At 72.5% G+C, this 11,561-nt stretch carries 8 protein-coding genes; 1 reads left to right on the forward strand and 7 read right to left on the reverse strand.

What is annotated here, in order from left to right; genetic code table 11:
- Nucleotides 1–570: 570 nt before the first annotated feature.
- Entirely contained in the window at nucleotides 571–2,388 is a 1,818-nt protein-coding gene (locus BL253_RS44295) for a glycosyltransferase family 2 protein (protein ID WP_081438980.1), read from the forward strand.
- Between the two features lie 133 nt (nucleotides 2,389–2,521).
- Here BL253_RS44295 and BL253_RS34205 read toward each other — a convergent pair whose 3' ends face one another.
- The 7 genes from BL253_RS34205 to BL253_RS34235 form a co-directional block, all read right to left on the reverse strand.
- On the reverse strand, nucleotides 2,522–4,114 hold the full coding sequence (locus BL253_RS34205) for a DHA2 family efflux MFS transporter permease subunit (RefSeq protein WP_476644131.1): 1,593 nt from the start codon (nucleotides 4,112–4,114) through the stop codon (nucleotides 2,522–2,524).
- Nucleotides 4,115–4,231: 117 nt separating this feature from the next.
- Complete coding sequence (locus tag BL253_RS34210) at nucleotides 4,232–4,453, reverse strand: hypothetical protein (RefSeq protein ID WP_076821747.1); 222 nt, start codon at nucleotides 4,451–4,453, stop codon at nucleotides 4,232–4,234.
- 106 nt (nucleotides 4,454–4,559) lie between these two features.
- A complete protein-coding gene (locus BL253_RS34215; protein WP_076821749.1) occupies nucleotides 4,560–5,975 on the reverse strand; it encodes an adenylosuccinate synthetase in 1,416 nt (471 codons plus the stop codon).
- A gap of 60 nt (nucleotides 5,976–6,035) precedes the next feature.
- A complete protein-coding gene (locus BL253_RS34220; RefSeq protein ID WP_076821751.1) occupies nucleotides 6,036–6,998 on the reverse strand; it encodes a hypothetical protein in 963 nt (320 codons plus the stop codon).
- Nucleotides 6,999–7,115: 117 nt separating this feature from the next.
- Nucleotides 7,116–8,543, reverse strand: a complete 1,428-nt coding sequence (locus BL253_RS34225) for a BUD32 family EKC/KEOPS complex subunit (protein ID WP_076821753.1) — start codon at nucleotides 8,541–8,543, stop codon at nucleotides 7,116–7,118.
- Nucleotides 8,540–9,406 carry an NUDIX hydrolase gene (locus tag BL253_RS34230; RefSeq protein WP_081438981.1) on the reverse strand — a complete coding sequence of 289 codons (867 nt, stop codon included), beginning with the start codon at nucleotides 9,404–9,406 and terminating at the stop codon, nucleotides 8,540–8,542. Before BL253_RS34230 ends, BL253_RS34225 begins: the two co-directional genes overlap by 4 nt.
- A 194-nt stretch (nucleotides 9,407–9,600) precedes the next feature.
- Entirely contained in the window at nucleotides 9,601–11,025 is a 1,425-nt protein-coding gene (locus tag BL253_RS34235; RefSeq protein WP_076821755.1) for an amidase, read from the reverse strand.
- Nucleotides 11,026–11,561 lie beyond the last annotated feature (536 nt).

Below are 11,561 nucleotides of genomic sequence, written 5' to 3' on the forward strand. Positions count from 1 at the left end.
CCCATCGCCACAGCCAGTACCGCGACAGGCGACGCTGGCCACCGCGGCGCCGGCCCTGGAGATCAGTCAGACACAGCGCGCCACCGGTGACACGTAGCGCCTGACGCTCTTTCACCTGCTGGGCGTAGGCGGCGGGGGAACGTTCGCCGAAGCGGCGCCGGCCGACCCGACTACCGGATGTGGTCGTTCAGGCGCGCATTACCTGAGCCAGCCGCCGGCGGCCGCGATACTTTCGCGTAACGCACCGAKCGTGTCAGGTGCGCGAAACCTGTTCGCCACTTTTCGGCGCTCCCGAAATATATGACCACGACGCGTAATGTCACGACCACGGCGCCCAGGGCCTCTCGCCCGCCCGTCAGGATGTATGACACAGGTCACACTCCTCGCACGCTTTCAAGCCCCTTGAGGACTTCGTTGTTGACGTGCGAACATTCCGGTCAACCCCCCGCCCCACAGGTGCCCGCGCCGTCGCGTCGCCCCTTGGTCCGGTCTGGGGCAATCCAGTTTTTCACGCGCCGACAGGCGTGTGCTCCATGCTGTTTTCACCATGGGTGGATGTTGACGGGTGGCATGAACAAGGTCGAGACTGTCGTCATCAACTGGAAACGTCCCGGCAATGTTGAGCGGGTCGTGAACGCACTTCGCGCGCAGTCCACCCCGTGCACCATMACGGTTTGTGACACCCATCTGGAAGACCAGTACGCGCTACCGACGTCGGCACTGGGCAACGCCGATCGGATCTACCGATGGGGGCACAACACCGGCCCGTACTCGCGGTTCGTGCCGCTGGCCGCCTACGACCACGAATACACGTTCTTCATCGACGACGACATGCTCCCCGGCTCCCGCTGCGTAGAGCACTTCGTCTCCACCGCCGAGAAGCTGCCCGGCTTCGGCTCGATCGGCCAGATGGGCAGGATCATCCCGCCGGATGGCGTCTACCAGGCGCGCAACGTCGCGCGTCTCCCCCGGCCGCGCGAGATCGACATCCTGGTCCGCGGCTTCTTCGTCCGCACCCGCAACCTGCACCATGTCGCCCAGTTGCGCTGGCTGATGAACTACACCGAGGAGCAGGTCCCCGAGGACGACATGCTGCTCTGCGTCGCGATGCGACTGTGCGCCGGCCTGCGCAACTACCTGACGCCGGCCAGCCCCGACTCCGAGACGCTCATGAACCAGACAGAGCTGCCCGACCCGCACGCCCTGCACCGCAGACCCGACCACATCAGGCGCCGCATCGACTTCATGCTCGCCGCCAGGGCGATCGGCTGGCTTCCCGCGAACCCGGCGCCCCCGATCCCCAGGCAGCTGACCGGCGCCGAGCGGGCGGGCGCCCACGGCATGGACGGCGCCTCCCCCGCCGGCCAGAACGGCCAGAACGGCCAGAACGGCCAGAACGGCCAGAACAACGGGAATCGAAATCACGGCGCCACCCCGGTCATCCGCCTGCCGTCCACCGTCCCGCTGAACGGCCACGCGAACGGTGACGGAAATGTGAACCGGAACGGGAACGAGGGCGGGAACGGGAGGACGCTCGCGGACGTGGACGGCCCGGACCATGTCCTGCCGCTGGCGGCCGAGCTTGCCCTCCCAAACGGGAACCGCCATCCGAACGGCAACGGGAAGGGCCCCCAGGACGGCCATCGCAAGGCTCCGGTGAATCGCGGCGTGCTCTACCTGGCGCTCGGCGAGACGTACACGAAGCTCGCGACCGACAGTGCCCGCACGTTACGCCTGCACGGCTATGACGGCCCGGTGCGCGTCGTCACGGACGCGCCGAGTCACGACCTGGTCGACCTGGAATGCGAGACGCTCGTCGTCGGCAGTCTTCCCGGCGGGTTCGCGTCCCGCTTCCACAAGACCCAGCTGTACCGCTGGTCGTTCCAGCGCACTCTCTTCCTTGACGCGGACACGATCGTCATCTCCCCGATCGAGGAGGTATGGGAGATGCTGCGCGGCCACGACATGGCGATGGCACCGGATATGCACTCGTACGTCGCGGACGTGATCGCGCACAGTGTCAACGACCCCGTCCGGCGGGCGCCGGAGTACCAGCTGATGTCCGACCTCKGGCTGGCCGACCGCCGTTACTACAACAGCGGMGTCATGCTCTTCGACCAGAGCGGGCGCACCGGGAAGATGTTCAACCACTGGCATCAGGAGTGGAACCGCTTCGGCGGCGAGGACCAGCTCGCCCTCGTCCGYGCGATCGCCGCCACCGAGACGCGGGTGTCCCCCCTCGACTCCGCCTGGAACCGCAGGCCGAAGGCGTTCTCCTCGGTCAACGAGGCGCGCTCCGCCGGCGTCCGCATCCTGCACTTCCTGTCCCGCCAGCGTTCCCTGCTGAACGACGCCTACCTGGGCGTCGTCGCGGAGTATCTCGGCTAGCGGAGTATCTCGGCTAGCGGAGTATCTCGGCTGGCCGAGCGCCTCGGCTGGCCGAGCGCCTCGGCCAGCCAAGCACCTCGGCCAGCCAAGTACCTCGGCTGACCCGGGTGCGCGACTCCAGACCCAGATAAGATCATCTATGTGGCGGGCCGGTGGGGAGCTCCTGCCCATCGGCCGACATGACGACCGGGCAGTTCCCGGGTTTCGTCGCGACGGGCGTTCCGTCCAGCGCGCAGTGCCGAAAATGCGGCTGGGCACGGCTCGGGGACGCCGGCCGCGCGCCGACGACCGGCACCCGCGCCGCCGGCCCGGCGGCCGGTACCGGGGCCGGGGCTGGGACGGCCGCGCGCCGCGGGTTGCGGACCCCGGCGGCCGCGATCAGACCACCGGCCGCGCAGACGGCGGCGGCGAGCCAGATCGCGGTGCGGAAGCCACTGCTGAAGGCGTCCGCGTCCAGGTAGGCGGCACCGGTGAGCCCCGCCGCGGCGGGCAGCACCGCGACGGCGAGCAGCTGGGCGGTGCGGGCGACGTCGTTGTTCACCGCGGAGGCGACGCCGGCGTGCTCGGCCGGCGCCGCGCCGAGCGCGGTCGACGTCAGCGGCGCGACCGTCGTCGCCAGGCCCAGGCCGAGCACGGTGACGGCCGGCAGCACATCGCGCAGGTAGCCGCCGCCGTTCCCGGCGCGCGTGAGCAGCGCGAGCCCCACGGCGGCGAGCAGCGGCCCGGCGGTCATCTGCAGCCGGGGACCGATCCGGTCGGCGAGCGCGCCGGAGCGGGCCGACAACGCCAGCATGATGATCGTTACGGGCAGCAGCGCGGTGCCCGCCTCGATCGGTGAGTAACCGGCGGACTGCTGCAGCTCGATCGGCAGCAGGAACAACGCGCCGCCGAGTGCCGCGTACACCGCGAAGGTCACCAGGTTCGCCGCCGTGAACTGCCGGGAGGCGAAGAGGCTCGGCGGGAGCATCGGGGCGGATTGCCGCCGCTCGACGACGACGAACCCGGCCAGCGACGCCGCGCCGGCCGCGAGCAGCCCGATCACGGTGGGTRACGTCCAGCCTTGGCCCGGCCCTTCGATCAGCCCATAGGAAAGCCCGACCAGGCCAAGCGTCACGAGTGCCGCGCCGGCCAGGTCGATCCGCCTGGGCGCGGCCGGGTCCGTCGACTCCGGCACGTGTCGCGCCGCGACCATCATCACCGCGACGGCGAGCGGCAGGTTGATGAAGAAGATCAGCCGCCAGGACACGGTGCCGACCAACCAGCCGCCAAGGAACGGCCCGACAGCGGTTGTCACCCCCGAGAGGCCCGACCAGGCGCCGATGGCACGCGAGCGGTCCCCCTCGGCGAAGGACGCCTGCAGGATCGCGAGGCTGCCCGGCGTCAGCAGTGCCCCGCCGACCCCTTGCAGCGCCCGTGCGCCGACCAGCACGGAGGAGTTCGGCGCGAGCCCGCACAGCAGCGACGCGAGCGCGAACCAGCCGACGCCCAGCATGAACACCCGTCGCCGGCCGTACCGGTCACCGAGCGAACCACCGACCAGCAGCAGGCCGGCCAGGGTGAGCGTGTACGCGGTGACGACCCACTGCAGCGTGGCGATGCCTGTTCCGAAGTCGCGCCCGATGGACGGCAGCGCCACCCCGACCGCGGTCGCGTCGATGGAGGCCAGGCCCGAGCCGAGCACGGTCGCGAGCAGTACCCACCGCCCGCGCGGAGACGCCACCCTCAGGTCGCCCGCCCGCCAGGCCTCAGCCAGCGGGCCCCGCGGGGCCGGCCTACCGGTCGGGTCCGGATCGTCTTGCCCCGTGGGGTGCCGCGGCGGCGGTCCGGTCGACATGACCGGACCCTACGTCTGCCGACCAGCCCGGTCGCCTGCGTCGGACCGTGAGGCCGCTGCCAGCGCCTCTGGGTCGTCTTCGTGGCCCTGGAGGACTCGGACCGCCCAGCTGATGCGGGTGTCGGCCACGTCGCGGCGTTCTTCCAGCACTCGCAGGAGGACCAGGAGGAAGAGAGTCCCCAGCGCCAGCAGCAGCGCCAGGATGAGTGTCACCAGATAGAAGTCCGTCACGGCCGGTACCTCCGGGTTCCTGCATTCGTTTTCAGGCGCTGCCGCCACGGTTGGCGTCTGGCTGGCGTCTGGCTGGCTGGCGCCAACCGCCGTGGCGGGTGGTGGATTAGTGCTTGTCGCCGCTGCGCGGCCCATAGGAACGGACGGTCACCGGCGCGTCGCACACCTCAGCGACGAGATCCGGCCACTCGTCCGGGCCCGGCGCCGCCTCGCCGAGGACCGGCCGGGCCCGCGACAGCTGGCGGGTGAGCACGGCCGACCGGTCCAGGTCGCCGGCCGGCCCAGGGATCAGCCGGTCGATCCGCCGCGCCGCCTCGCCCAGGCGCGGCATGCCCGCCCCGTTCCGGGTGCCCGCGCCCGCCGAGCTGCCAACGAGTTCCATGTCGTCAGGCTGATGGATCGGCATTGCCCCGATATCGGCACAGTCGGAGAAGCGGCCACTCCTGGGTGTCGTGTCCGCGACGTCGTAGGCCTCGCATACCCGCAGCGGGTGGCGGGCGGGAGCGTCGAGGTGAGTGAGCGCGACCGCGTCGACCCCGCCCGCGACCTCGACGGCGTACCGGTGGGCGACCGCGTCGAAGTGCCCGGCCCGCAGCGCCCCCTGCCAGCGGCCCACGCCGTTGTACCGGTCCGGCAGCGCCGCGGTCAGCGCCGCGTCCTCGCTCACCAGCGGGCCGGCGCCGTGCCGGGTGGTGAAGGTCCGCAGCACGCCGAGGCGGGTGACGTCGCCACCGTCGACCCCGGCGTCGCGCAGCAGCTTCTCCGCGTTGGCGAACGTCGTCGTCGACCAGGTCGTGTACGGGTGGAAGCCATGCCATTCGTCGAGCAGCACGCCCTGCGCCCCCTCGAAGACGACCGGGCCGGCACGCAGCAGCTCGGCGACGTGCCGGTCGTCGACGAGCCGCACCGCCCGCGCGAACTCGCCGAACACCTCGACGCAGTCCTCGACCGGCGGCGCCGGCAGCGGCCCGAGCTCCGACTCCAGCAGCGCCCGCAGCTCGCCGAGCAGCCGGCGCAGCCGGGCGGGATGCGCGCAGTCCCGCGCCCGGGGCGCGTCGTCGGGGTAGGCGAGGGCGTAGGCGGCCGTCTCCCCGATCCCCATCCCGCACGACCCGTGCCGCCCGGAGCCGCGGGCAAGCTCCCTGGCCCGGTTCGCGGCCGCGTGGTACGGCGTGGTGAGCAGCGCGTCCCCGTGAACGGTGAGCGCCGCGAACGGACTGGGCACGCCGATCGCCGCGAGATGCTCCGCCTCCGCCGCCAGCGCCAACGGGTCGACGAGCATGTGTCGCGACAGGTGGGTCGGCACGCCGGCGAGCGTGCCCGCGCCGAACTGCGCGAAGGTGTGATGACGGCCGTCGTCGGTGACGACGTTGTGCGCCGCCTGCGCGCCGCCGTTGAACCGGACCACGGCCCCGACGGGCCGGCCGGCCGCCGCGGCGACCCGGCAGAGATGGTCGACGACCGTCCCCTTGCCGGCGTCGCCGAAGCCGAGATCGACAACGATCGTGAAGTCGGGCCGCATCTCGGCTCCTTCCTTCCTGAATCGAGCCCTGAATCGAGCCTGAATCGGCGGAACAGACGGTCAGAGGCGGGCGACGCCGCCATCGGGGTTGGCCAGGGGCCGGGCGTCGGTGGGGCGAATACGGGCCAGCGCCTTGCTCACCGGGGCCACGGCGGCGTCCGCGCCGAGGTCGCGCAGGTCGTCGAGGCCCTCGTCGAGGTCGATCGAGTCCTCGAGGATGCCGATCGTGAGCGCGATCGTCTCGCAGGCCAGGCCCAGGTCGTCCAGCTCGATCACCCGCTCGCCGAGCAGCGCCCGCCAGGTGTCGAGCACCGCGCTCTCCCGCGCGTGCGCGGCGCCGGCCGGGATGATGAAGAAGACGTGGTACATCCGCTGGAGCTCGGCGAGGATCTCCGTGGTGGGGATGCGCTCGCCCAGCCGGTCGCCGATCACGTCGCGGACCTGGCCGGCGTCGACCGCCTTGTACGGGTTCTCGTCGCCGATGATGAACAGGTAGCCCTTACGGCCGCGCTTCTCGAGACAGTCGATCGCGGTGTGACGCGCCATGAAGTACATGGCGAGCTCGTACGACTCCTTGACCTGGCCGCCGCCGCCACCCTCCAGGATGATGTTGCCGAGGTGCGCGTCCATCCGGTTGTCCGACTCGAACTGGCCGACCTGCAGCGGCACCCGGTCGCAGGTGGCGTCGCCGATGGCGCCGAACATGATCTGCGGGTGCTCGGCGTAGCCCTTGCGCAGCAGCAGGCCGAACAGCGCCGGCAGCTTGCTCTGCAGCTCGCGCGGCACCGAGCCCATCGAACCGGTGACGTCGAACAGCACCGAGATGGCGACCGAGGTCGGGTGCTCGTCCGAGTCGCGGCTCTCCCGCGTCGTCACGCCGTGCGGGTCGAGGTCCGCGTGGACCTTCATCGACCGGCCCGCGTGGCGCATCCGGTCGCTGTAGTCGAAGGCGCTCTTGCCGCTGCTGCGCCGGAAGCTCGCGGCCGCGTCGTAGACGTTGGTCGACCAGCTACCGCTACCCATGATGATCCTCCAGGAGGTGTGGAGAAGGGATGATGATGTTGATGGAAGCCGGTCCTGGGCCCAGGGGGCCCATGGGGTCCGGCGGGCCGGCGGGCCGGCGGGGCCGCGGGCGCGCGGTCAGCGCGTGGGACGCGGCATCGTGAACGGGCGGAACCGGCGGGGGCCGTACAACCGGCCAAGCAGGTCGTCGAGCTCTCCGAGCAGTTGCCACGCGTCGTCCGGCCGCATGGATGGGGCCGGCAGCAGGCAACCGCCGAGGAACCGGCGGATCGGCGCGGGCACGCCGGCGCCGAGCCGGGCCGGATCCGGGCTGCCCAGGAGGTAGGACACGCAGCGGGTGGCGAGGGCGAGGTCGGTGGCCGCGCCCGGCGGCTCGCGACGCGCCACCTCCGGCGGGTACCAGTCGGCGTACGCCTCCACCAGCGCCGGGATCCGCCGGCTCGGGTCCTCGTCACCACGACCCGGCCTCCGGGCTCCCCTGCCACCGGCGAAACCAGCGGGACCGGCGCCGCGGTGCGGGCCGACGACCGCGCCCTCGGCCGGGTCCGGGACCGCGCTGTAGCACCAGTCGACGAGGACCAGGCCGTGCTGCTCCGGGTGGATCAGGACGTGGCCGGGCAGCACCGCCCCGTGCGCGACCCCGGCCCGGTGCGCGTGACCGACCGCGACGAGCAGTCGGCGCCACATCCAGACGGCGTCGCGCGGGTCCACCCCGCCCGGGTAGGCGGCGCGCACCTGGGCCAGCGTCACGAAACCGTCGAGCCGGCCCAGCACGTTCGCCCGGCGGCCCGCGCCGCCCGCCGCCGCATCGGCGAACCTGCCGGTGTCCACCAGCCGCGGCACGTAGGGGGCGAACTTCGGGTCACCCAGCCGGGCGATCCGCCGCAGCGCCGCCGCCTCGCGGGCGACCAGATCGTCGTCGGCCGCCGAGCGTGCGATCTTCACGACGTAGGGCGGGTCGTCGCCGTCCGCCGGGCCACCGGGCCCGCCGTCCGCCGGCGCGGTCCGGGCCACCCGGTACAGCGTGGCGATGTCGCCGTCCGCGTACCGCTCGCCGACGGTGTACGTGAACCGGTCACCGGTCCCGTCGGCCGCGCCGGCCGGGCCGCCTCGCGCCGCGCCCATGGCCGCACCAGCGCGAGGCCTCGCCGTTGTCGCGCGGCCGCGGCCGAAGACGACCGTGCCGGTCCGGTCGCGCCGCCGGCTGCCCGGTACGGCGCCCGCGGCCAGCTGGTAGGCCTCCCACAGCTCGGTGAGCCGGGCGAAGGCGTTCGCCGCGTCCGCGCGCCGGGCCGCCGGGGCGACGTCCGGATGCGTCAGGCGGGCCATGGCCCGGTAGGCACGGCGGGCCGCGCGCAGCGCCGCCTCCGGCGAGCGGCCGGCGGCTGGCTCGGCGGGGCCGAACAGCGCGCGCTCGCCGAGGCCCTGCCGGAGCACGAGGTCGATCACCTCGTCGAACGAGGCGGGCTGCCGCGGGCCGTCCTCGCCAGCGTCGCCGCGGGCCGCTCCCGTCGTGGGGAAAGTGGTCGAGCCGGTGTGGGTCATCGTGCTTCCTCCTGCCCGGGGCGTAGCAGCGCGGGGTGCAGCAGCCGGGCCGTGCCGGCGCGGTAGAGGCGGGCGCGACGGCCGCCGCGAGCGCCGCCACGCGCGGTGGTGGCGCCGGTGTCCTCGACGAACCCGGGAGCGGAGAGCACCTTGCGATGGAAGTTGGGCGCGTGCAGCGCCTGTCCCCACACCGCCTCGTAGACCTCTCGCAGCTCGGTGATGGTGAACTCGGTCGCGACGAACGCGGTCGCCAGCGGCGTGTACTCGAGCTTGGAGGCGGCCCGTTCGAGCGCGTCGTCGAGGATCCGCGCGTGGTCGAACGCCATGTGATCGCGATCGACACCCGCGACCGGGACCCAGGCAGCCGTCTCGGCGTCGCCGCCCGCGATCGGATCCGGCAGGTCGGGGGCAAAGGCTAGATACGCGACCGAGATGACCCGCATCCTGGGATCCCGGCCGGGCGTTCCATAGGTGCCGAGTTGTTCCAGATACACCCTGGCGAGGCGGCGGTCGACCGCCCGCCGGTCGGTGGACGCCGCGAGCCCGGTCTCCTCGGCGAGCTCACGGACTGCGGCCTCTGGCAGGTCCTCGTCGCGCCGCGCGCCGTCCGGCCCGGCCTCCGGGCGGACGAACCCGCCCGGCAGGGCCCAACGGCCCACGAACGGCCGACGGCCGCGCCGGACCAGCAGCACGTGCAGGGTTGGCACCGACTCGACGACCCGGATGGTCAGYGCGACGACGTCGACCGTGACGGCGATCGGGTCGTAGCGCCGCGGGTCGTAGGCGGACAGGAACGCCACCTCCGCCGCGTCGTCGTCCGCGTTGAGGACGACCGCCTGCCGCTCCGGCCCAGTGCCCGCCATGGTTCTCCCAAAGATCGAACCAAGAGTTCGACTCAGTCCGAGTAACTCTCAGTCTGAGTAGTTCTCAACTAGAGAATTTCTGAAGTTGAGAAGAACATAGCTCACAGATCCCCACCCGCCAAGGGGTTTTGTCGGCGGCGCGACATCTCCAGAGGCAGCGCGGGAGGGGCAGAGCAGCAGGGACGCCTCCGCACCTACGCGGTGGAGGGGGTCGCCCCGAGGCGCTGGCCGGGGCGGCGCTCGTACCAGCGCTGCGTGCGTTCCAGCTGGGCGGCGAGCGAGATCAGGAGGCTTTCGCTGTTCGCCGGGCCCATCAGCTGCGCCCCCATCGGCAGGCCCGCCGACGTGAGGCCGGCCGGCACGTTGATCGCCGGCCAGCCCAGCACGTTCCACGGCCAGGTGAACGGGACGGCGGCGACGATCGCCTGGTCGGTCTCCCAGCTCGTCGCCCGGTTGAGCTCGCCCGTCCGCGGCGGCGGTATCGCCGTCGTCGGGGCGAGCAGTACGTCCACCGAACGGAAGATCCGCCCGATCCGCCACCGTGACATCGGCTCGGCCGCMCGCGAGGCGAGCAACAGCGGCCGCAGCATCCGGCCAGTGCGCGCGTTGGCCAAGGTCCGGACGTCCAGCAGCTCGGGGTCGGGAACGCGGTGAGCCCAGTCGTCGATCGCCTCGAGCGACCGCGGCAGGAAGATCACGCCGAGCAGGCCATAGGCGGGTTCGGCCGGCACGACCTCGTGCCCGAGCGCCTCGAGCGCGGTGCCCGTCCATTCCACGGCGGCGCGCACCGTCGGGTCGAGCCGCGCCGGCATGCCGCTGTACGGCACCTTGAGCGACAGCCCGATCCGCAGCCGGCGCGGCTCGCGGAACGCGGAGGCCAGGAACGGCTCGTCGGGAGCCGGCGGGTGGTCGCGGTCGACCGGCGCGCTGCCCGACAGGACGTCGAGCAGCATGGCCGCGTCGGCGACGGTCAGCGCCAACGGGCCGAACGTGGTCAGCCCGTTGAACTGCTCGGCGACCGGCGCGCTGGAGATCCGCCCGCGCTGCGGCTTGATGCCGACGAGGTTGGTCCAGGCCGCCGGGATCCGCACCGAGCCGGCGCCGTCCGAGCCGACAGCCGCCGCGACCAGCCCGGCCGCCACGGCCGCCGCCGCGCCGCCCGACGACCCGCCGGGTGTGTAGTCGAGGTCCCACGGGTTGCGGGTGACGCCGAAGGCCGGTCCCTCGGTGAACGGCCACTGGCCGAACTCCGGAGTGTTCGTCTTTCCGACGATCACGGCGCCGGCGGCCTTGAGCTTGTGCACCATCTCGCTGTCGGTGGGTCGGGGCGGGAAATCGCCCCGGGCACCGAACGCCGTCGGCTCGCCAGCCAGGTCGGTGTCATCCTTGATCGCGACAGGGACGCCCAGCAGCGGCAGCCGCTGGCCCGCGACCAGCCGCCGGTCGGCCTCGTCCGCCTCCGCGAGCGCTGCCTCCGGACGCAGCCGCCGAAAGGCGTTGAGGGTCGACTGAGTCGCCTGTATCCGGTCGAGAGCGGCGCCGACGAGCTCTCTCGACGAGACGCTCCCGGCGGCGAGCGCGGCGGCTTGGCCCCGCAGCCCCAGCAGGTCGTCCGGCACCCCGACCTCCCCTCCGGCACGACGGTGACATCGCGCCTGGGCGCGGCCCGCCAGCCGACCTCGTCGGCATCACGCCAGCCGATAGGCCGGCTCCGCCGACGAGGAAAACGGTAACCGAACGTGAGCCTCCCGCCCCCGCCTTCGCGCGAAACGCGCTGGTCATCCCTGAAGGAGCGGGGCCGGTCAAGACGATGCTGGGATCTGTTTTGGCTGGTTGTGGGCGTGCGGGGGTTGGCCGCCGTGGGGTCGGCGGCGTGTGGGAGGGGCAGGCAGCTGTGCCTGCCGTTGTGTGCTGCCCGCGGGTTCGCAGAGGCTCCGGGGTCAGGGCCCGTGGGCCCCGGAGGGGACCCGGTCGCCGTAGGCGATGCGTGAGCAGCCTTGACGCTGGAGGGGCGGGCCCGCACGCTGCGTCGCGGACCCCACGGCGGCCGGCCGGGTGACCGAGATTTGGCGTGGGGTTTGGGTGCGGCCGTCAGGCCGCTCGACTGCTGTATGTGTCTGAACTGGGAAACGGTTTCCTTTCAGACGGGTAGGGG

Source organism: Pseudofrankia asymbiotica (genome assembly GCF_001983105.1).
In the GTDB taxonomy this organism is placed as follows: domain Bacteria; phylum Actinomycetota; class Actinomycetes; order Frankiales; family Frankiaceae; genus Pseudofrankia; species Pseudofrankia asymbiotica.

Excerpts from the sequence above, each read along its gene's own strand:
- BL253_RS34215 (WP_076821749.1), bottom strand. The coding sequence starts at position 5,975 with ATGCGGCCCGACTTCACGATCGTTGTCGATCTCGGCTTCGGCGACGCC.
- BL253_RS34220 (WP_076821751.1), bottom strand. The coding sequence starts at position 6,998 with ATGGGTAGCGGTAGCTGGTCGACCAACGTCTACGACGCGGCCGCGAGC.
- BL253_RS34225 (WP_076821753.1), bottom strand. The coding sequence starts at position 8,543 with ATGACCCACACCGGCTCGACCACTTTCCCCACGACGGGAGCGGCCCGC.